Consider the following 22,015-nt stretch of genomic DNA (forward strand, 5'->3'; position numbering starts at 1 on the left):
AATTTTTGTAAAAGTGGGAAGTAAAAATAAACTAAAAAGATTCAGAGAGAACGAAACATTTCAAAACGTTTTTCAACCAACCAGAGAAGAAGTTGTAGGCGATTTAATGCCTTTAAAAGGGAAATGGAATTCTGATTTCTTTAAAAATGATAATCCATTAGTTTTAGAGTTAGGATGCGGAAAGGGAGAATATTCTGTTGGATTAGCAGAGAAATACCCAAACAAAAATTTTATCGGAATTGATATTAAAGGTGCTCGTTTCTGGCGTGGTGCTAAAACTGCTGTTGAAGACGGTCTTCATAATGTTGCTTTCGTACGTACACAAATCGAATTGATCAATCATATTTTTGCTGAAGGCGAAGTTGACGAAATCTGGATTACTTTCCCAGATCCACAGATCAAATACAAGAGAACAAAACACAGAATGACGAATTCTGAGTTCTTGAAATTGTACAAAAAAATCTTGAAAAAAGATGGTGTTGTAAATCTTAAAACCGATAGCGAATTTATGCACGGTTATACTCTTGGATTGCTTCACGGTGAAGGTCACGAAGTTTTATACGCAAATCATAACGTATATAAAAACGAAGGAAGCCCAGAAGTTGTGACTTCTATCCAGACTTTTTACGAAAAACAATATTTAGAAATTAATAAGGCAATTACGTATATTCGTTTCAAAATTAAAGACTAACTTTAATTTTGAAACCTTTATCTAACCGATTTTAATAACTAAATGACCTACCTTACTCCTTTACTTTCAGGTTTTATCGCAGCAGCCATTGGGACAATTCCGCCAGGATTGCTCAACATGACAGCGGCCAAAATAAAAATGAAAGAGGGAAAAAAGAATGCATTGTCATTTGTAATCGGCGCTGTTATCGTTATTTTCTTTCAGGCTTATGTCGCAGTATTATTTGCACGTGTTATAGACAATCGCCCAGATGTTGTAACCTTATTGCGTGAAGTTGGTTTTGTTATTTTTTCAATCTTAACTATTTACTTTTTATTTTTTGCGAAAGATCCAATAGCAAAGAAAAAAACCAAAATAAAGAAGAGTAGTAAAAAAAGTAGTTTCTTTCTCGGAATGTCGCTTTCTGGATTAAACTTCTTTCCGATTCCGTATTATGTTGTCGTAAGTGTTACATTGGCTTCATACAATCTTTTTACATTTCAAAACCCAATTATACTAACATTCGTATTAGGTTCTGTTCTTGGCGCTTTTGGAATTTTATACAGTTATATCGCTTTTTTCGGAAGAATAGAAAAGAAAACCGATTATTTCATGCGTAACATGAATACCATTATCGGAACCATTACTGGATTAGTCGCTGTTGCAACACTTTTTAATATCCTAAATTACTACTTCGGATAATTTTATAGCCACAGATTTCACAGATTAAAATGATTTTTTTTACTTTGTGGCTAAATATTTTTCACGCAGATTTTTACGATTTTTTGCAAATAATCAATTTAATCCTTTTAATCTGTGGCAAAAAAAAGACAAAACCATGGCAGAAGATAATTTTTTTGAAAGAGTTTATGTAATCGCCAGACAAATTCCGTTTGGAAAAGTTACTTCTTATGGCGCTATTGCAAAAGCATTGGGCACAGCACGTTCTGCACGAATGGTCGGTTGGGCAATGAACGCTTGCCATAATATGGATGATGTTCCTGCACATAGAGTCGTAAACCAAAAAGGGCTACTAACAGGAAAACATCACTTTGACGGAACTAATTTAATGCGACAACTTTTAGAAAACGAAGGCATTAAAGTAGTCAACAATCAGATTGTAGATTTTGAGAAACATTTCTGGAAACCAGAAGTTGAAATTTAAAAACAATCATATCTCATCTGTCAGGCTGAGCGGAGTCGAAGCCCAATCAAGTAATAAGCCCTTCGACTTCGCTCAGGGTGACAAAGGTAGTTTCACCTCATTATTTTTAAATCAAGCAAATCACAAAACTCGTTTTATCTTCGTCCGTTTGATAACTTAAATAACCTCCATGAGCTTCTATAATGTTTTTAGAAAGCGTCAAACCAATTCCCGCTCCATCTTTTCTAGTGGTGAAAAATGGCAAGAAAACTTTATCTCTAATTTCTGCGTCTACTCCTTTTCCGTTGTCTGAAATCACAATGAAAAAGCGATTATTTTCTGTATAACTGGAAATTATTAATTTCTTTTCTGTTTTTTCTTTTAATGCATGAATACTATTGGTAATCAAATTGATAATTACCTGCTCCATCTGATTTTTATCAATCATAATAGAACGCGAACTGTGTATTTCGTTCACCAATTCTATTCCTTCTTCTTTCAAAATCGGACTCATAATTCGAAGGCAATCTTCAAACAAGGCATTGATTGGCGTCATTTGTTTGTTCGGCGTTGGCAACATTGCCAGTTTTCGGTAATTCTCCACAAAAAACTGCAAATGATCACTTCTATTTATGATTGTCGAAATACTGCTTTTAATGTCTTCAAAATCATCTTCTTCCAACTCTTCCTGATCTACAATATGAAGCAAATTCTGCGAAAGCGCGCGGATAGGCGTTAAAGAATTCATTAATTCATGCGAAATAATCTTCATCAAATTAATCCATGCTTCTTTTTCTTTTTTCTCGATAACGCGCTGGATACTGTCGAGCAAAATGATAAAATACTCTTTATCGTAGGTTTGCGTATACGAAGTCTGCAACATAAATGTCTGCAAATCCTGATCTTCAATTTTGATTGAAATGGCGGTTTTTAATTCGGTAAAACCAACCTTTTCAATTTCGCCACACAAACTCGGAATATAGTTTTTCAGGTATTTCCAATGACTTACTTTTGGCACTTTAAAAAGCTTAGAAAAACAGTCATTCATTATAAAAATGGACCAATCCTCATTTTCTTTTTCTAAGATTAAAACGGCGGTATCGATACTATTCAAAATCGAACGGTAGATTAATTCTTTGGAAATCTGCTCTTGTTTCTGAACCTTTAAAGTATCATACAAATGATACAGACTATTGAAGTTGTCCTTTTTATGTTCTTCTGGAAAATGGGCAGAAAAGTCGTCATGCAGAATAGAGTTTATCGTTTTGTCATAAAACAGTAATTGGTTTTTGACAAAAAAATACATTTCGAATAGGAAAATCAAAACAAAAACACCAACCAATAAAGCGTTGTATTGAAATCCTTTATAGAATAATAATGCACTGGCAAGGAAGAGCACCATTACAAATAGGACTCTAACAAACAACGCATTATAAAATTTCCAGTTTTTCATTTATTATTATTTTTTGCCACAGATTAAAATGATTAAAAAGGATTTTTTATTTTAAATCTGTGAAAATCCTTTTAATCTGTGGCAAAATTATTATTCGTTCTAATTCTTCAAATCGTATTTCTCTATTCTTCTGTACAAAGCAGCACGAGACAAACCTAATTCTTCGGCAGTTTTACTGATGTTTCCGTTGTGCTTGAAAAGTGCTTTTTCGATTGCGCCTTTCTCCATTTCTGATAACGGATTTTCATCATTCTCCTGAATTTCTTCAAAGTCCAAAATATCCAGATCCATTACAGAAATGGTATTGTTTTCAGCTAAAATCAAAGCGCGTTCTATTTTGTTTTCCATTTCACGCACATTTCCTTTCCACGGATATTTTTCCAGATAAGATGCAACATTATCTTCAAAACACCAATTTTCCTGATTGTATTTTTCTGCAATCTGTTCTAGAATGAAATTTGCCATTGGCACAATATCGTCTTTTCTTTCGCGTAAAGACGGAAGATTGATTTCCATGGTATTAATTCGGTACAGCAAATCTTCACGGAAGGTTTTATTTTTTACCTCAGCTTTTATATCGCTGTTGGTTGCTCGCAATAACACGAACATTCAACGGTCGTGGTTTGCTTTCTCCTAAACGTGTTACGGTTTTAGTCTGTAAAACATGTAATAATTTAGCTTGAAGATGAAGCGGGATATTCCCAATTTCATCTAAAAAAATTGTTCCGTTCGATGCATTTTCGAAACGTCCTGGAGTATCAATTTTAGCATCGGTAAAAGCACCTTTGGCGTAACCAAAAAGTTCGCTTTCAAACAGATTGTCGCTTAGTGAACCTAAATCTACATGTACAAAAGGCTGATTTTTTCTTTCTGAATGCTGATGAATATATTCGGCAAAAACATACTTTCCTGTTCCGTTTTCTCCCAAAATCAAAACATTTGCATCTGTTCGTGCTACTTTTTCTGCTATAGAATAAGCCTGTTTTATTTTGGCTGAAGTTCCGACAAAATATTTCTTTTCGGTCTTCTCTGCTTTTTCTGTAGTTGTTTTTTTGCTGTTTTTTCTGCTTTCATTAACCGCTTTATCAATAACTTCCAGCAGTTTTTCGTTATTCCACGGCTTTAGCACATAATCAAAAGCGCCAATTTTTATACCTTCTACAGCAGTTTCAATTTTACCAAAAGCGGTCATTAAAATAACGACTGTCTGCGGAGAAAGCGTTTTAATTTCTTTTAACCAATGAATGCCTTCTCGTCCGTCTTCAAAACCAATTCGATAATTCATATCTAACAAAACCACGTTAATATCATTTTCGCTTAAAATTGAAATGATTTTTTTGGGGCTATTAGTTGTAAAAATCGTCTCGAAATGTTTTTTAAGAATCATTTTTGCAGAAAAAAGAATTTCTTCTTGATCGTCGACAACTAATATTTGGGCTAGTTTTTTTCTCATTTGGTCTTTTTTCTGTCCGCTTCCGAACGGTCAACTGTTCATTATCGGACACTACTTTTTTGAAGTGTTTTCTAAAGCTCCTTTAAATTCAACACTTTACAAATAATAAATTTTATGGCACAGTATTTACCTATTGATTATCAGTAAAATAATTTAAAAAAATGGACACGATAATTCCTCGTAAAAGTAAAAAATTTAGATATCTCGCAATAGCAATTGCTGTTTTTTTAGTTTTGCTAACCATTAGTGTTTTCGCATTTAATACCAAAAGAACTTTAAATGTAAAAGCCGACGAACTGGTAATTCAAAAAGCAGAAAAAGCCTTTTTTGAAGATTTTGTAGTTTTTCAAGCAAAAGTAGAACCTTTGAATGTTATGCTTGTGAATGTTACCGAGGGAGGTTCTGTAAAAGAAATCTTTGTAGAAAATGGCGCAATGGTTACCAAAGGACAATCGCTGGCTCGTTTGTACAATCCGAACACAGAATTGAATTATCTTACTCAAGAAACGGCTATTATTGAGCAAATCAACAATTTGAATACTGGGAAATTAAACATTAGAAATCAAGAACTAAACTTAAACAAAGATTTGGTTTTGATTGAACATGATTATAACGATGCGAAGAGATTATATGACATGAATGCAAAGCTGTATGAGAAAGATGTAATTTCTAAAAATGACTGGAATACTTTTAAAGAAAGTCTACGTTTTCAGGAAGAACGCAAAAGAACAATTCAGCAAAGTATTCAAAAAGAAAAACAAAGCAATCAGGTTCAGATTTCTCAAATAAACCGTTCAATCCAGACTATGGAAAAGAGTTTGGATATTCTGAGAAACAACAAAAAGAACTTCTTAATTACAGCTCCAGAAACAGGACGATTAACTTCTTTTGAACCGGTTTTAGGAAAAACTTTTCAAGCAGGCGCAAGCATTGGAAGAATCGATTCTAACAAAGGATACAAACTTATTGCCGAAGTAGATGAATTTTATCTGGAAAAACTTAGAGAAGGCTTAAAAGGGCAAGTAGAATTTAAAGGCAAGAATCTTGAAGTTGTCGTGACCAAAGTAATTCCTGAGGTTAAAGGTGGAAGATTTACTGTAGAACTTGCTTTTGTAAGCAAAGAAAATATTGTCCTGCAGGACGGACTTAGTTTTGGCGTAAAACTGATTTTGTCTGAAAAGAATAGAACTTTGGTAATTCCGAGAGGAGCGTTTAACCAAGAAAGTCGCAGGAAAATGGATTTTTGTTATAAACGGAAACAAAGCGGTAAGAAGAAATATCAAATTAGGACGCGAAAATCCTTCATATTATGAAGTCTTAGAAGGTTTAAAAGAAGGCGAATCTGTAGTTACTTCTTCTTACACCGATTATAAAGATATCGAAGAGCTTTCTCTTGAGTCGCAGTCGCAGTAGAGAGTCGCGGTTTTTCAGTCACAGTTCACAATTTACAATTTACAATTTACAATTCACAATTCACAATTCACAATTCACAATTATAAAAAATCAATCATCAATCAAAAAACGTATTTAATAACATTTCAAAACCTTAAAAATTATGATCACAATTCAGAATTTAACCAAAGTTTTTAGAACAGAAGAAATAGAAACTGCTGCTTTGAGCGGTATCAACGTAGAAATAAAAAAAGGAGATTTTTTAACTATCATGGGGCCTTCGGGCTGTGGAAAATCGACTTTGTTAAATATAATTGGACTTTTGGACAGTGCAGATGGCGGAAGCTACAAATTATTAGATCAGGAAATGATTGGTCTAAAAGAGAAAGGAAGAGCACAAGTACGCAAAGAAAACATTGGTTTTATTTTTCAGAATTTCAACCTTATCGATGAGCTTTCTGTTTACGATAATATCGAATTGCCATTGCTTTACAACAATGTAAAAGCTTCTGAAAGAAAACAGAAAATTGAAGCGATTGCAGAAAAGCTAAACATTTCCCACCGTTTGAAACATTTCCCACAACAGCTTTCTGGAGGTCAACAGCAGAGAGTTGCCGTTGCAAGAGCTTTAGTAAATGATCCTAAAATTATTTTGGCGGATGAGCCAACAGGAAACTTAGACAGTAAAAACGGTAATGAAGTGATGGAACTTTTAACCGATTTACATGCTAAAGGCGCTACTATTTTGATGGTTACCCACTCTGATTATGATGCTTCTTTTTCGCAAAGAACCATTCACATGAAAGACGGAGTTATATTTTCTGAAAAGTTAAATCAACGTAATGTTGATGTTTTTATGGACGCTAAATAATAAAGTGATGATTAAAATTATTGTTACTGCACTTGTAGTTTTGGTAGAACTGGTGTGCAAAATATTTACTATGATTTAAAACCGAAAGGTTTGCCAAAAACAACCATATCAACTATAAAAATATACCTCAAAATGATTTTTAACTGGTTTAAAATATTTATATATCATTTAAAACAAAGCAAACTGTTTTCGTTTTTAAATGTTCTGGGATTAAGTATCGGAATTGCTTCTGTTATTTTTGCAATTTTATATTGGAACAATGAAAATGCATACGATCAATGGAATCCTGAAAAAGAGAACGCTTATCTTGTTCTAAACAAAATTGGCTCGGGAGATATTTGGGCAACTAGTTCTATCCCGTTTGGAGAAACCTGTAAAGCTACAATTCCCGAAATTGACAAAGTTTGCTTTCTATACAATTGGTACGAAGATGGCGTTGTTAAATTTCAAAATCTAAAAATATTAGATAAAAAAGTTATTCGTACAGACGAAAACTTTTTTGATTTTTTCCCTTTTGAAATTATAAAAGGAAGCAAAGAGAACATTTTAAAAGAAAAAAATAGCGCTGCTGTATCTGAAGATCAGGCAAAATTGCTTTTCAAAAACGATGATCCAATTGGCAAATCAATTACGTATGGAAATGGCGATTACATCGTAAAAGCGGTTTATCGTGTGACTAAACCTTCTTCTATCGAACCAAATTATATTTTTAACGGGGTTAAACGTGACGGTGATAAAGATCAATGGGGAAATTTTAATTATGCTTTAATGGTCAAAGCTAAAAAAGGAACCAATCCTTCTGCTCTTATAAAGAAAATGCAAAATGTAATTTTTATCAACAGAACAGTAAAAGATGCAAAAGCCAGCGGACAGACTGTAGAACAATATCTAAAAGAAAACGGACAGGTCGAAGTGATGCTTGATCAATTGAAAACCTCTCGTTTGTATGGCACAAAAAGTTCAGGAGGACAAAATTTTCCCGAAGGACAAGGCAATTTAAAATTGCTTTATATTATGGGCGGTTTATCTGTTCTAATATTATTTTTATCGATGGTAAACTATATCAATCTAGCAACTGCATCGGCCATTAAACGCGCCAAAGAAGTTGGTGTTCGCAAGATTGTTGGCGCAACCAAAAAACAGATTGTTGCTCAGTTTATTTTTGAAACTTCTATAATAGTAATGCTTGCTATTGTTTTTGCACTTGCTATTGTTGAGCTTTCATTACCTTATTACAATACTTTCTTGAGAAAGACTTTGACTATGAATGGCGGCGAATTTTACCTGCGACTTATTTTTATATTTGGATTAGTAATTGTTCTTGCGGGTATTTTCCCTGCTGTTTATATCTCAAATTTTGAAACATTAAAGGTTTTAAAAGGTAATTTCTCAAGAAGTAAAAGTGGCATCTGGATTCGAAACTCAATGCTTATTTTTCAGTTCGGAATTGCGACTTTCTTTATCATTGGAGCATTGATTGTCAATTCGCAGGTTGATTACATGATGAATAAAGATCTAGGCTTCAACGGTGACCAAGTACTATCTATTACGTACAATACAAAAGAGCGGTTAAGCAGAACAGATAAATATTTAGCACAGAAACAAGAAATTAAAAAAATCCCAGGAGTTGTAGATGTTACTACATTTGCCGGCACTTTTGGAGGTAATGCTGGATCAAGTTCAGGATTTAAGCATAATGGAATTTTTGTACAGCCCAAAAACATCGAAATGGATTTTGGATTTCTTGAAATGATGAAAATCAAAATCGCCGAAGGACGCGATTTATCTCCTCAATTTGCATCAGACACGGTAAGTGGCATGCTTATAAACGAAACTCTTGCTAAAGAACTAAATCTTAAGAATCCAGTAAACACTATGATAACATCGGGCTGGAGTATTGGCAGCGATGATAACTTAAAGTTTAGAGTTGTTGGAGTTGTAAAAGACTTTAATTTAATCGATTTGCAGAATAAGGTTCCGCCAATGGTTTTTATTAGTTTAAAAACGTTAAAATGGAATAATTTCAATAGAGTGCTTGTAAAGGTTTCTCCAAATAATTTAACAGAAACGTTAGAAAAATTGAAATTATATTGGGAGAAAAACGTAAACCCAGACTATCCATTTGATTACGAATTTGTTAACAAAGGATTTGCGAAAACTTATGAAGAGCAAGTCAAGCAAAAAAACCTCTTTTTCATCCTAAATTTGGTCGTAATCGTAATTGCTATATTTGGATTGTTTGCTTTGGCATCATTTTCGATGGAGAGAAGATTGAAAGAAATCGCCATTCGAAAAACATTAGGAGCTGAAACAGATATTCTCCTAAAAGAATTGTCGAAACAATATATTGTTTACTGTTTTATAGGATTTGTAATCGGGATTGTTCCTGCTTATATATTATTACAGAAATGGCTGGAAGATTTCGCTTTTAGAATTGGAATATCGACTATTCCTTTCATAATTGCCTTGATTTCTCTTTTGTTCTTAACCTTATTTATTGTTTTAACAAAAGCATTTCAGGTAACCAAGATCGATATATTAAAGTATTTAAAATACGAATAAGCTTGTAGACCATTTTTTTAAAGAAGCCCGACAGATTTTTTTTTAAATCCGCCGGGCTTCTATTTTTAATCTTTCATCGTTACAGCATCGTTATAGATCAGTTTGTCTAGACTTTGGTCTCGATCGTATACATCTGGGAAAAAATTGACTTCTCCGTTATCCTGAACCCAACACGTAAAATATCCTATGTAAACCGGAATTTTGCGTTTAAGCATACAAGTTGTTTCTTTTTCTCCGCTCATAGCACTTTCAATTTTATCTACCGCCAGTCTGGATCGTCTTTTAAAATATGCAATGCAAGCTGTTTGGCTTCTTTCACATTTATACAACCGTGACTGAAAGTACGTTTTTCAAATTCGAACAAACTTTTTGCAGGCGTGTCGTGCATGTAAATATCGTTCGGATTTGGAAACATAAATTTTACTAATCCTAGAGAATTCTTTGGTCCTGGTTTTTGTCGCACTTTCCCTCCATTCCATTCCATATTATGTTCTGCCAGATAGTTTTTATCACTTGCCATCTGGAGTTTTAATTCATTTTGAATAATACTCGTTGGCACATACCAATAAGGACTAAAAACAATCCGATCCATATTACCGCTAAAAATTACAGTCTCACTAAGCCTGTTACCAACAAAAATATCCGAAACAAGATCGTATTTTCCGTCCTTAACATAGAATAATCTGAATGACGGGATATTTACCATGACATATTCTTCAGCTTTTGCCAATTTGGTCGGAATCCATCTGCATCTTTCCATATTCAACATAATGGTCCTGATTCTTTTACTAATCGGCTCATTCATCTGATTGATAATATCTCTTGTTAGGGCATAATTTATTTTTAGATTATATCTTTTTTTATAATTTAAAACTCCCGCCATCAATTCTTCATCATAAATATCACTTCCAGAATCTTGTTTTAAATCTCCAACTACAAATAAGCGATTTCTAATTTGTTTTATAGCAATAGCTGTATCGTCTGGTCTTAAGTCTTTAAAATTGAGACTATCAATTGTAATTTTCTTCCAAAGATTATCGGTTTCTATTTTACGGTATTTTTTAAGTGCATCTTTCAATTTGTAATATTGGCTGAATAACAGATTATCATCTTCATTCAATCGATCTGAATCTACCATTAATGAATCTAGAATGTGAGTATACGAAATAGATTTTGCAGGCAAGTACCATCCTATTTTTTTCAAAGTCGCAGGATCTACCCCAGAATATACATTACTTGCATAAAATACATACATGCTTGTAAGCAGTAATTCGGTATCAAGCTGTGGTGGTTTGTTTGAAGAACTTTCATTAAAAGCCTCATCAATTTGCTCTTTGTAAGGCATTTTCTCTTCAATACCTTGATCTTTAAGAACATTTACTTTCTGGTACAATAAGGATCCAAATTCGGTTATACTTTTATCATCATACCAAATAGATTTATAGTCTTTGGCTTTGTAAATACCCTCGACATCTTTCTGATATTTTTTAAGCTTAGGATATTTTTTAAAAAAAGCATTGATTGAAGCGGCATCGAGAGTAATGACCGAAACAGCTTTTCGATTTGTTAAATCAGTATTGTTTTTGGCACTGTTGGATAATGAATTGAATGAAAATGCAAAAAAACCGACTGTAACAATAATTAAAGAAAAAGTAAAATTTCGCATATTTTTAAAGTTTTAAATTAGTGGAAATAACTTTAAAAAAAATACCGAAAACCCAATAAACACTCTAAAAAAACCTTAGTTTTCACATATTTTTTTCATCTCTGGCAATCATCGATTTGGGCTATCAAATATAACGAAGTTTTGTGAGAATTTTATTTAATTGAAAGAAAACTTACATAAAAAATATTCATTTAAATAGAAAAACTTTTCTCAAAGCATCAGAACACTAATCATTCTTAATTATGATTTTCAATAAAAAATACTTTTGAATAATTTTGAATAATCTCAATATCAATAATTACAATTCAAAAACGCTTAATTTCCGAACTTAATCTGTTATCTTTGCACCCTGAAATCAGTTTAAATAAATATAATCTTATAAGACTGTTTTTAGAGAATAAAAAAATAGCCCATTACAATGAAACTAGATAGAAAAGAAATTCTAAAAGCTTTAGAGACAATCACTATTGCTGGAGAAGGAAAAAATATGGTTGAAAGCGGTGCCGTAACCAATGTTATAACATTTGGAGATGAAGCTGTTGTAGACCTTGTAGTGCATACCCCTGCTATGCACATCAAAAAAAGAGCAGAAGATGATATTAGAAAAACAATTCATGATTTAATATCTCCTGATGCTAAAGTAAAAGTAAACATTAAAGTAGAAACTCCAGAGAAACCTGAAATTAAAGGTCGCGCAATTCCTGGAATTAAAAATATTATCGCTGTTGCTTCTGGTAAAGGAGGAGTAGGAAAATCTACCGTGACTGCAAACTTGGCTGTTACACTTGCAAAAATGGGCTTTAAAGTTGGTGTTTTAGATGCTGATATTTACGGACCTTCTATGCCAATTATGTTTGACGTTGAGAACGAGAAACCTGTTTCTGTAACCGTTGACGGAAAATCAAAAATGAAGCCTATTGAGAGCTATGAAATCAAAATGCTTTCAATCGGATTTTTTACAGCACCAAGTCAAGCTGTAATCTGGAGAGGACCAATGGCGAGCAAAAGCATTAAACCAAATGATTTTTGATGCAGATTGGGGAGAATTAGATTTCATGCTTCTTGACTTACCTCCTGGAACTGGAGATATTCACCTTTCTATCATGCAATCGCTTCCAATTACCGGAGCTGTTGTAGTAAGTACTCCGCAAGCAGTTGCTCTTGCAGATGCTAAAAAAGGTGTGGCAATGTTCATGCAAGACAATATCAATGTTCCTGTTTTGGGAATTATTGAAAATATGGCGTACTTTACACCAGAAGAATTGCCAGAAAACAAATACTATATCTTTGGACAAGAAGGTGCTAAAAACCTTGCTGAAGATTTAGACGTACCATTTTTAGGAGAAGTTCCAATTGTACAATCTATTCGTGAAGCAGGCGATTATGGTCGTCCAGCTGCATTGCAGACTGCCTCTCCAATAGAAAAAGTTTTTGAAGCAATTACGAGAAATGTTGTACAAGAAACAGTAAACAGAAACGAAAGCTTACCAGCAACAGAAGCCATCAAGATTACAACAATGGCAGGATGTTCGGCAGTTAAAAAATAATTAGATAATTGAGATAATGAGATAAATTAGATAATTTTAAAGAATTTCTAATTGACACATTTTCTAATTGACACATTAATATTATGACAACAGAAGAATTAACAAGTAATGTTTTATTGGCCTTAGATGAGATAAGACCATTCTTAAAATCTGACGGTGGAGATATTTCATTAATTTCTATTGAAGACGACAAACATGTAAAAGTTCGTTTGGAAGGAGCTTGCATCAGCTGTAGTGTTAATCAAATGACGCTAAAAGCAGGTGTTGAAACAACTATCAAAAAATATGCTCCGCAAATTGAAACTGTGGTAAATGTAATGTAACAAAATAGTGTCTTTTTTCAGAATCAAAACCTTCACAGTTTAACAGGAATAATAGGTGTTTTATTGTTTGATTAATAAAATGACAAAAAAGCACCAAAAAAAAGACGTTTTTTATTATATTCATAAAAAACAATATAAAGATTTAAGAGTTTCCGTTAAGGAATTGTTACAATTTTAACTTAAATTTGTCACAAAACCCTTAAATCTAAAACTATGAAAAACTATTACGCTCTTTTTTTATTATTGTTTTTTGTTTCTGTAGATTATGCCCAAAGTAAGAATGTTGTGGTTGACAAGGCTTGGGTAAGTGAATCTGAAGAATGGTCTGATTTTCAATATTCGGGTAAGATTGTATTTTCAATCAACCCAAATGAAGAACCAGGATCACTACGAATTGGAAACTACGATTTCTTATATGATTTTGTAGAAGGAAAAGCAAAATTTACAATAAAATCGACCTACAGTTCTGCTGAATTCTCTCATCCGAGAAAACTTTCGGCTTCAACTGATAAACAAGGAGTTTTAAACACAACTTACGAAGGAACATTGGTTTTCCAGTCTGACAGAGATTATTATTCTGTAATTGCAGTGATTACCATTCTTGAAAAAAATGACAACGTTCTTGGCGTAAAAATGCGCTTAAAGGACAATAACAGAAAAGAATACGCATTTAGTACTAAACCTACTAGCTAATATAAATTAGGATTTTTTCACGTTATCAAATCCTGCCAAAATTCCAATAATTAAAATGGATGTATTAATTAAAATTAAAGATCGAGAAGGAGTTATACACGAATTACAAGCTCCAACTGATATGGCAATGAATATAATGGAGTTATGCAAAGCATACGAACTTCCTGTTGAAGGAACCTGCGGAGGAATGGCCATGTGCGCTTCTTGCCAGTGTTATGTTCTTAATGATGTTGCATTACCTGAAATGGGTGACGATGAAGAAGCCATGCTTTCAGAAGCATTTTATGTTAAGTCTAATAGCCGTCTAGGCTGTCAGATTCCAATTACTGAAGATTTAGAAGGATTGGAGTTAGAATTGGCACCAGAATACTAAAAATAAAAAAAGCGAGAATTTAATGATTCTCGTTTTTTTATTAATCATATTTTTTGATTAAATCATCTAAAGAAAACTCTCTAAGCAGTTTATCCAAATATTTGCCTCTACTGCTCAACTCTCGTTGGTAAGGAGCAAATAAACTGGTAGATTTATTCAGTTCGTCATTCAGTTCTTTCAGATAATTTTCTTCTTCTAATGTCTGCGATGATGACTTCTTAGCGATAAAATCCAAAATTCGTTTGATAGCGATTTCTTTATCGATAATAGCATTTTCGTCATTATTCAAAGTACAGATTCCGTAAACACCTTTACAGTAATAATTCCATTCTTCCTCTAACGCATTTTCTGCTTTTTCAGGATCTATTTCTCCATTTTCATCAAAAACGTTTCCATAGGCAAATCCTTTATTTTGATGATTTTTTAAATGCAGAAGCAAGTTCTCTTTAAATTCCTTTTTTAATTCTCCATAAGATTCTTTATTGTTCTTCTTAATCAGATTCACAATGTTTTTAGCAAAGTATCTCTTGGATATCGTCAATGTATGTTGATCATTTAAAGGCGAACTAATCGTTATTTCTGAATTAATTACATAAGACGGTGACGGAATTAACTTTTCTTCAATAAGCTTATTTAATTCATCATCAGTTAATCTTGTAAGTCTTTTGACTTCTTCAAACTCCAGATAATTATCTACGATATAAGCAAGATTTTCATCTCTCATTTTACTTACTTTTTAAAAATTCTGATGGATCAAAAGGTTCAAATTCTCGTTCAGAAAAAGCTTCCGTTAAAATTCCAGACGAACACAACCAGGTAACTGTTTCTTCCAACGTATTTCCAGCTTTATAAATCATTTCGCTGTATCGTGGCAGAATGTAATATTGACTATTTAAAAGAATGATTTCGTCTCCATCAAAAGTGTCTCCAATTCTAACCGATTTCAATACTTCCTCTTTTGTTAAAACCTCTTTTCCTTCATCCCAAAACCAATATTCAGTAATACGGCTTTTCCATTCTTCTAGAGTCAAAACAATCGTTTCAGGAAGATAAACCCTAACATAAGTGCCTCCTAAAATTCCACTTCCGTAATTTTGAACATATTCTTTGTAATCTTCGTCAAAAGTTATGTTTAATGTTTTTTCGCACGCCAATATATCTTCTTCATCGGCTGTAAAAAGATCTGTTTTATTGGTATTGTAATTAGGGATTATTTTGTAATTCTCGAAATTCATAGCGTTTCAATTTTAACCGCTAAGTTAAAACTATTTCTCACAAAAAAACCGTAATTACATTACTGCAATTACGGTTTTCTCTTTATAACAATTTTATTTAATCTCTCAATTATACCAAACCAGCTTTAATTAAATATTCAGCGATTTGGATTGTGTTTGTTGCGCTCCTTTTCTTAAGTTGTCAGCAACAATCCACATGTTTAATGTATTTGGCTGGCTTTCGTCACGACGAATTCTTCCAACAAAAACATCATTTTTACCTTCTGCATATAATGGCATTGGGTAAGTAAAGGTATCTAAATTATCTTGAACCACTACTCCATCAGTGTTGTGTAAGATTTCACGAACTTCATTTACCTCAAAATCATTTGTAAACTCAACATTTACCGCTTCACTGTGTCCGCCTACAACTGGTACACGAACTGCAGTAGCTGTAACTCTGATTGTGTTGTCAGAAAGGATTTTTTGAGTTTCACGAACTAACTTCATTTCTTCTTTAGTATATCCGTTTTCTTCAAAACTGTCGCAATGTGGAATTGCATTTCTATGAATAGGATATTTGTAAGCCATATCGCCTTGAATTCCAGCATACTCATTTTCTAATTGTTTAACCGCTTTTACACCAGTTCCTGTGATAGATTGGTAAGTAGAAACAATGATTCTTTTGATGTTGTATTTTTTGTGCAAAGGAGCCAAAGCTAATACCATTTGAATAGTAGAACAGTTTGGGTTTGCAATAATTTTATCTTCTTTAGTTAAAACATCAGCATTGATTTCTGGAACTACTAATTTTTTTGTTGGATCCATTCTCCATGCAGAAGAGTTGTCGATTACAGTTGTTCCAGCAGCAGCAAATTTTGGAGCCCACTCTAATGAAGTATCACCTCCAGCAGAGAAAATAGCGATATCAGCTTTCATATCAACAGCTGTTTGTAATCCTACTACTTTATATTTGGTTCCTTTATATTCAACTTCTTTTCCTACTGATCTTTCTGATGCAACAGGGATTAATTCTGTAACAGGAAAGTTTCTTTCTGCTAATACTTTAAGCATTACTTCGCCTACCATTCCAGTAGCGCCTACAACTGCAATTCTCATTTTTATATTTTTAAATAATCAATTAATCTAATTTTGTAACGCAAAAGTAAGTATAATAAAAGTCTCCACAAGGTGATTCACAAAAAATAACAAAATGTTACAAATTAAACAAAACGTTTTATTTAATTAGAAGCTCTTTCTCAATTAAAAAAAACGAAACAAATTAAATAATCCATAAAAAACTATTAAGAATAGAGAATTATAATTCCATCCTTAGTATTTTCAATCTTTCTATTTAATTCTACAGCATTAAATAATATAGACTCACTATTATTCACCAACTTTTCATCTTCCATTGCAGAATCAAAATGACTTTCTATAACGCTATACAATAATTCGTTTTTTTCAAGATTTTCAATAGTAGCAATTAGTTCATTTTTTTCATCAAGATTATCACATTCATTAAGTTGTATTTTACTATGAAGGAGTATAATATAATCGAGTTCTTGAATAAACTCCTCTCTTTTAAGGTTCATTCTATCTCTTTCATCATAATTCCAACTTGAATAATCTACTGATTCAGAATCACCAAGACTCAAAAGAAAAAGGCTTGCACAACCATGTGAAATATCATGTATTAATTCGAAACCAAATTCACGCATTTTTCTTATAAATATCTCGTTTTCTGGATTATAACTGTACCCAACAGATACTTCATAAATATAATTTTTAATATCACTTAATTCATGTCTATTCAATAATAATGTATCCTCCTTAACTTTCTGAATTATAATACTTGCATCAGTTGAAGAATATGTATTCCCTTCCTTAATGTTTTTCTCAATCAAGTAGTTTCTAAAAAAAGCATACTTATCTTCTTCTTTTTCTAGCTCAATAAACTTAGCTCTTAAAATATCTCTTTTCAAAAGATAAAAATCTACACTACAACCCATATTTTTTTTGTGCAAATCAATTAGTTATTAATCTTAAAGTAAATTTAAAAAAAACCGCCTCTTTAGAAGGCGGTTAAGTTAGACTTAGTGTAGCGGTATTGTATTTTTATTTATTTTTTAATAAATCTCTAATTTGTGTAAGCAACTCTTCTTGAGTTGGCGCTGCTGGAGCTGCCGGCGCAGGAACTTCTTTCTTTTTAGCGTGGTTTATTCCTTTAATTATTAAGAACAAAACAAAAGCAACAATAATAAAATTGATTACTGCCGAAATAAAAACACCATATTTGACTCCTCCAAAAGCAGTTAATTGTTCGATAGTTGACATATGTGCAAGCATCTAAAGCAGGTTTCAATAACAGCGGCGTAATTACATCTTCGATTAACGAGCTTACAATTTTACCAAAAGCAGCTCCAATGATTACACCGACAGCCAAATCGACTACGTTGCCCTTCATTGCAAATTCCTTAAATTCTGAAAAAAATCCCATATTTGATCTGTTTAGTTGAATAATAAATGAATATCGAAAATACGCAATTTTATTGGAAATTCTTAAAATTACCTAAAAAATACCCTCTTTACTCGTTGCGAAATACTTGTCATTATCTCATACGGAATTGTTTTTAAGGCTACAGCCATTTCTATAACGGTTGGGCTTTCTCCGAAAATAATTACCGAATCTCCTTCTTTACATTCTATATCGCTTACATTAACCATCAGCATATCCATGCAGACACTTCCGACGATTTTGGCTTTCTGATTTTTGATTGTTACATAACCAACTTCATTACCCCATAATCTAGCAATCCCGTCAGCGTAGCCAATTGGGATTGTTGCAATTTTGGTTGCTGCATCTGCCATAAAACGGCGTCCGTAACCAACACTGTCACCAGCTGGAATAGTTCTAATTTGAGAAATTATTGATTTTAATGTTCCAACATTTTCCAGATATTTCTGTTCGGCTGGATCATTTGAAACTCCATACAAACCAATTCCCAAACGCACCATGCTGTATTGCGCATCAGGAAAATTACTGATTCCAGAAGTATTTAATGTATGACGAATTGGATTGATATTTAATTCTGCCATTAATTTTGAAGACAATTTTTCAAACAATGCGATTTGTTGTCTCACAAAATCAAAATGTTTCGGGTCATCGCTTGTTGCCAAATGCGATAGAATACTTTGCACACGAACAGTTGAATTTCCTTTTAAAGTCGCAATTAATTCGTCGATAGTATTATTTTCAAAACCTAAACGATGCATTCCTGTATCCATTTTGATATGAATAGGATAATCTTTTAGGTTCTTTTCGCGAGCAATTTTCAAAAAGGCATTTAATCCTTTCAAGCTATAAATTTCAGGTTCTAGCTGATATTGAATGATCGAAGGGAAACTTGTCGATTCGGGATTTAAAACCATAATTGGAAGTTTTATTCCACCATTTTTCAATGCGATTCCTTCATCGGCGAAAGCCACACCCAAATAATCAACTTTATGATGTTCTAGCAATTTCGCAATTTCTAAACCGCCATTTCCATAACCAAATGCTTTAACCATCACCATCATTTTGACATTTGGCGCCAGTTTTGACTTATAGTAATTAAAGTTATGGCTTATAGCATCGAGATTAATCTCTAGAATAGTCTCATGTGTTTTTTCTTCTAAAAGCGATACAATTTCTTCAAACTGAAAAGATCTAGCTCCTTTTATTAAAATGGTTTCGTTATTGAAATTCAGATTGTCAATTTCGGCAATAAAATCAGCTGTATTATCAAACATTGTGCTATTTGGAAACTGATCTGCAAAGGAAGAAATTGTCGCTCCAATGCCAATTATGCGATTTATTTTATTGTCTAAAATTAACTGAGCAACTTTAGAATATAATTCTTCGTTTGTGAATCCGCTTTGGAAAATATCTGATAAAATAACCGTTTTAGAAGCGCCTTTTTTCTTCTGGCTTTCTAAGAAATCTAAAGCAATTTTAAGCGATTGAAAATCGGAACTATAACTATCATCAATGATACTGCAATTGTTAATTCCGTTTTTTACTTCCAAACGCATTCGAACAGGATAAAGCATCTCGATTCTGTTCTGAATTGTTTCCTGATCGTAATTAAAGTTTAACAAAACCAATAAACAAGAAATCGCATTTTCTACAGAAGCCGAATCGTTAAACGGAATTTCTAAATTGAAAGTCTCATTTTTGTATTGATATTGTATAAAAGTATGATCGTTTCTGTGTTCTCTTTTTTCAATAAAAACATCTGCATTTTGATCAGTAAAACTCCAAGAAAACAGTTTTCTCGGATGAAGCATATATTCAGCAACAAATTGAGACAAGCAAGAATCTACGACTTCATTTTTTTGATAAATAATGATCGGGCAATCTTTAAACAAGAGTAGTTTTTCATCAATTTTCTGCACTAAGTTTTCGAAGCCTTCATCGTGCGCAGAACCAATGCTTGTTAAAACTCCAATATTTGGTTTAATGATTTTCTCCAGTTTAACCATTTCATTAACTGTTGAAATTCCTGCTTCGAAAATTCCTAAATTATGTTTTTCATTAATCGCAATTACCGAAAGCGGAACTCCGACTTGAGAGTTATAACTTTTAGGGCTTCTAATGATATTATAATCGGGACTCAATAAGAAATTAAGCCATTCTTTTACGATCGTTTTACCGTTGCTTCCTGTTATGCCGATAACTGGAAAATGAAAAAGATTTCTATAATAAGTCGCAAATTCCTGAAGAGCCCAAAGCGTATTTTCGACAACCAAAAAATTAGCTTTGCCTGCATAACCTTCTGGAATATATTGAACAACAAAATTCTGAACTTTGTTTTCTATTAAATCTGGAATAAATAAATGAGCATCATTGTTTATACCGCCAAAGCAAAAAATAATGTTTGCGATCCGTTTTGAAGCGAACGGCTGTCAATGGAGATATGATCGATTAAAACATCAGCATCTGAGCCAATCCATTTGGCGTTGAGAACTGAAACCAGGCTTTTTAAATTTATGCTCATTTGGTAATTTCTTTTTTTCAAATTTAAAAAAAGGTTTGCCACTAATTTCCCAAATTTTCACTAATTATTCTATTTGTTGAATTCTTAAAATTAGAGTCGCAGATTTAGGTTTTTTATAAATGAATTCGTGAAAATTAGTGTAATTCGTGGCAGAAAACTTTTATTGAGTATATTTGTTTTTAGACCACAAATTTGCAGATTTTGAAAAAATTACTCCCACTCTTTTCTTATATATTACATCCGATTTTTATATCGATGTACGCCACTTTGTTTTATTTATTTTATAAAGACGACGTATTTAGTACAAATGAAAAATACTTTGTTCTAATTCAAATTTTAGTGATTAACATAATTGTTCCTGTTTTATTTTATTTACTATTAAAATCAACTGGACATGTAAAATCAATCATGCTGAGCCAAACTTCAGAACGAGCAATTCCGCTTATTTTGCAATGTTTTTTATATATTTTATTAGTTAAAAGAAGTATTGTAATTACACGTTATCCTGAACTTCATTTCTTTTTTCTTGGAGCCTTATTTAGTAGTATTTTGGCATTGGTTTGTGTTCTTTTCAAAACAAAAGCAAGTCTTCACATGGTTGCCATTTCAGGTTTAACGATCTTCGTTATCGGATTAAACATTCATCTTCAACTGCACAATCCGTATTGGTCTGCTTTACTTATTTTATTGTCAGGAATTGTAGCTTCATCTCGTTTAGAAATGAATGCGCATACTTCTAGAGAAATACTAATTGGATTGTTTATTGGAATAATGCCACAACTTTTATTTTTATATCTGTGGTTATAAAATATAAAAGATCAATCCTGCATTTAGCGTTTTCATATTGATTTTTTCGCCAGACAAAGTAGTCGCCGAATTAAACAACGGACTTAAGCCGTAATATATATATACATTCCAAGTGTTATATCCTGCCGAAAGATATGGGCCGTATTGAAATTTATTAATATCCCCGTTATTGTTGATCCTATACGTTTTTTCTCCATCATCAAGAATAGATGAACTTGAAAAAACATAACTCAATTTTACTCCGCCATAAATACGCCAAAATTTAGTGCTTTCGTAAGTCGAATTACGCCATCTAAATTCTATTGGAAGATCTACAGAATATTGTCTATAACGATTAGACGCATATTCGCTAGAACTATTTACTCCGTATATAATTGCTCCCGAAGCGTCTTCAGAAATCGTTAAATTTTGATAATAATTCTGATAGCTTAAACCTAATCCTGCCGCAATTGCAACTGTTCGAGATTTATTTACAGGCATATCGCGCAAGAAACCTCCCGAAAGTCCTAGAGAAAATTTATTTTGTTTGAAATTAACTGGAATATCGGTAAACATATTATAAGTAACCGAAAAGTAAAACTGATCTTCTCGATACAGAGAATCTATTTTTATAACTGGTTTTATCTCAGGCTTAACGTCTGCTTGCGCAAAAGAGTTAAAAAAAGTGAGTAAAAATAAACAGCTAAAAATAATTCGCATATCGTGGTTTTAGTTTTTAAGAGATGATTACAAATAAACGCTTTTTGGCGCGTATTTATTTCACATACAAATATAATATATTGCTTTCTGTAGTAAAGATAAGAAGTAA

General features: G+C 32.6%; 18 protein-coding genes and 5 pseudogenes. 12 read left to right on the forward strand and 11 right to left on the reverse strand.

What is annotated here, in order from left to right; genetic code table 11:
• Positions 1 to 13: 13 nt before the first annotated feature.
• The 3 genes from trmB (at position 14) to P5P87_RS14890 (ending at position 1,835) form a co-directional block, all read left to right on the forward strand.
• Positions 14 to 691, forward strand: coding sequence for a tRNA (guanosine(46)-N7)-methyltransferase TrmB (gene trmB / locus P5P87_RS14880; protein WP_095929742.1), 678 nt, complete (start codon positions 14 to 16; stop codon positions 689 to 691).
• A 42-nt stretch (positions 692 to 733) separates the two neighbouring features.
• Positions 734 to 1,372 (forward strand): LysE family transporter, encoded by a 639-nt coding sequence (locus tag P5P87_RS14885; RefSeq protein ID WP_278019779.1) that lies wholly within the window; start codon positions 734 to 736, stop codon positions 1,370 to 1,372.
• 136 nt (positions 1,373 to 1,508) lie between these two features.
• Positions 1,509 to 1,835, forward strand: a complete 327-nt coding sequence (locus tag P5P87_RS14890) for an MGMT family protein (protein ID WP_278019780.1) — start codon at positions 1,509 to 1,511, stop codon at positions 1,833 to 1,835.
• A gap of 106 nt (positions 1,836 to 1,941) precedes the next feature.
• Here P5P87_RS14890 and P5P87_RS14895 read toward each other — a convergent pair whose 3' ends face one another.
• Both P5P87_RS14895 and P5P87_RS14900 read right to left on the reverse strand, forming a co-directional pair.
• Positions 1,942 to 3,267, reverse strand: coding sequence for a sensor histidine kinase (locus P5P87_RS14895; protein WP_278019781.1), 1,326 nt, complete (start codon positions 3,265 to 3,267; stop codon positions 1,942 to 1,944).
• Positions 3,268 to 3,366: 99 nt separating this feature from the next.
• Positions 3,367 to 4,720: pseudogene (locus tag P5P87_RS14900) on the reverse strand (sigma-54-dependent transcriptional regulator).
• Positions 4,721 to 4,881: 161 nt separating this feature from the next.
• On the opposite strand from P5P87_RS14900, the gene P5P87_RS14905 reads away from it, so the two are divergent.
• The 4 genes from P5P87_RS14905 (at position 4,882) to P5P87_RS14915 (ending at position 9,545) form a co-directional block, all read left to right on the forward strand.
• Positions 4,882 to 6,033, forward strand: coding sequence for an efflux RND transporter periplasmic adaptor subunit (locus P5P87_RS14905; protein WP_278019782.1), 1,152 nt, complete (start codon positions 4,882 to 4,884; stop codon positions 6,031 to 6,033).
• The gene (locus tag P5P87_RS26290) at positions 5,969 to 6,133 is read left to right on the forward strand and encodes a hypothetical protein (protein ID WP_479724223.1); all 165 of its coding nucleotides are present in this window, start codon (positions 5,969 to 5,971) and stop codon (positions 6,131 to 6,133) included. The genes P5P87_RS14905 and P5P87_RS26290 overlap by 65 nt, the downstream gene beginning before the upstream one ends.
• A gap of 142 nt (positions 6,134 to 6,275) precedes the next feature.
• Positions 6,276 to 6,983, forward strand: coding sequence for an ABC transporter ATP-binding protein (locus P5P87_RS14910; RefSeq protein WP_111376033.1), 708 nt, complete (start codon positions 6,276 to 6,278; stop codon positions 6,981 to 6,983).
• A gap of 132 nt (positions 6,984 to 7,115) precedes the next feature.
• The gene (locus P5P87_RS14915; protein ID WP_278019783.1) at positions 7,116 to 9,545 is read left to right on the forward strand and encodes an ABC transporter permease; all 2,430 of its coding nucleotides are present in this window, start codon (positions 7,116 to 7,118) and stop codon (positions 9,543 to 9,545) included.
• A 65-nt stretch (positions 9,546 to 9,610) separates the two neighbouring features.
• On the opposite strand, the gene P5P87_RS14920 is transcribed toward P5P87_RS14915, so the two are convergent.
• Positions 9,611 to 9,787 (reverse strand): hypothetical protein, encoded by a 177-nt coding sequence (locus P5P87_RS14920; RefSeq protein WP_278019784.1) that lies wholly within the window; start codon positions 9,785 to 9,787, stop codon positions 9,611 to 9,613.
• 17 nt (positions 9,788 to 9,804) lie between these two features.
• The gene (locus tag P5P87_RS14925; protein WP_278019785.1) at positions 9,805 to 11,211 is read right to left on the reverse strand and encodes a L,D-transpeptidase family protein; all 1,407 of its coding nucleotides are present in this window, start codon (positions 11,209 to 11,211) and stop codon (positions 9,805 to 9,807) included.
• A 418-nt stretch (positions 11,212 to 11,629) separates the two neighbouring features.
• On the opposite strand from P5P87_RS14925, the pseudogene P5P87_RS14930 reads away from it, so the two are divergent.
• From P5P87_RS14930 to P5P87_RS14945, 4 genes and pseudogenes are all read left to right on the forward strand, one after another.
• Positions 11,630 to 12,758, forward strand: a pseudogene (locus tag P5P87_RS14930) (Mrp/NBP35 family ATP-binding protein).
• A gap of 83 nt (positions 12,759 to 12,841) precedes the next feature.
• Positions 12,842 to 13,081, forward strand: a complete 240-nt coding sequence (locus P5P87_RS14935) for a NifU family protein (RefSeq protein WP_095929732.1) — start codon at positions 12,842 to 12,844, stop codon at positions 13,079 to 13,081.
• A gap of 213 nt (positions 13,082 to 13,294) precedes the next feature.
• Positions 13,295 to 13,774 (forward strand): hypothetical protein, encoded by a 480-nt coding sequence (locus P5P87_RS14940; RefSeq protein ID WP_198854802.1) that lies wholly within the window; start codon positions 13,295 to 13,297, stop codon positions 13,772 to 13,774.
• A 55-nt stretch (positions 13,775 to 13,829) separates the two neighbouring features.
• Complete coding sequence (locus P5P87_RS14945; protein ID WP_091490641.1) at positions 13,830 to 14,147, forward strand: 2Fe-2S iron-sulfur cluster-binding family protein; 318 nt, start codon at positions 13,830 to 13,832, stop codon at positions 14,145 to 14,147.
• A 40-nt stretch (positions 14,148 to 14,187) separates the two neighbouring features.
• On the opposite strand, the gene P5P87_RS14950 is transcribed toward P5P87_RS14945, so the two are convergent.
• The 6 genes and pseudogenes from P5P87_RS14950 to P5P87_RS14975 all read right to left on the reverse strand — a co-directional run bounded on the left by P5P87_RS14950 (position 14,188) and on the right by P5P87_RS14975 (position 20,400).
• Positions 14,188 to 14,871, reverse strand: a complete 684-nt coding sequence (locus tag P5P87_RS14950; protein WP_278019786.1) for a DUF6058 family natural product biosynthesis protein — start codon at positions 14,869 to 14,871, stop codon at positions 14,188 to 14,190.
• A 1-nt stretch (position 14,872) separates the two neighbouring features.
• Entirely contained in the window at positions 14,873 to 15,382 is a 510-nt protein-coding gene (locus P5P87_RS14955; protein WP_278019787.1) for an SMI1/KNR4 family protein, read from the reverse strand.
• A gap of 109 nt (positions 15,383 to 15,491) precedes the next feature.
• Positions 15,492 to 16,480 (reverse strand): annotated as a pseudogene (locus tag P5P87_RS14960) (aspartate-semialdehyde dehydrogenase).
• 185 nt (positions 16,481 to 16,665) lie between these two features.
• On the reverse strand, positions 16,666 to 17,373 hold the full coding sequence (locus tag P5P87_RS14965; RefSeq protein WP_198854806.1) for a hypothetical protein: 708 nt from the start codon (positions 17,371 to 17,373) through the stop codon (positions 16,666 to 16,668).
• 106 nt (positions 17,374 to 17,479) lie between these two features.
• A pseudogene (gene mscL / locus P5P87_RS14970) lies at positions 17,480 to 17,861 on the reverse strand (large conductance mechanosensitive channel protein MscL).
• A 68-nt stretch (positions 17,862 to 17,929) separates the two neighbouring features.
• Positions 17,930 to 20,400, reverse strand: a pseudogene (locus P5P87_RS14975) (bifunctional UDP-N-acetylmuramoyl-tripeptide:D-alanyl-D-alanine ligase/alanine racemase).
• 201 nt (positions 20,401 to 20,601) lie between these two features.
• Here P5P87_RS14975 and P5P87_RS14980 point away from each other — a divergent pair.
• Entirely contained in the window at positions 20,602 to 21,207 is a 606-nt protein-coding gene (locus P5P87_RS14980; RefSeq protein ID WP_278019788.1) for a hypothetical protein, read from the forward strand.
• Here P5P87_RS14980 and P5P87_RS14985 read toward each other — a convergent pair.
• Positions 21,202 to 21,906 carry a porin family protein gene (locus tag P5P87_RS14985; protein WP_198854809.1) on the reverse strand — a complete coding sequence of 235 codons (705 nt, stop codon included), beginning with the start codon at positions 21,904 to 21,906 and terminating at the stop codon, positions 21,202 to 21,204. The two genes, P5P87_RS14980 and P5P87_RS14985, sit on opposite strands and share 6 nt — an antisense overlap.
• Positions 21,907 to 22,015 lie beyond the last annotated feature (109 nt).

It is taken from the genome of Flavobacterium ginsengisoli (assembly GCF_029625315.1).
Taxonomy (GTDB): domain Bacteria; phylum Bacteroidota; class Bacteroidia; order Flavobacteriales; family Flavobacteriaceae; genus Flavobacterium; species Flavobacterium ginsengisoli.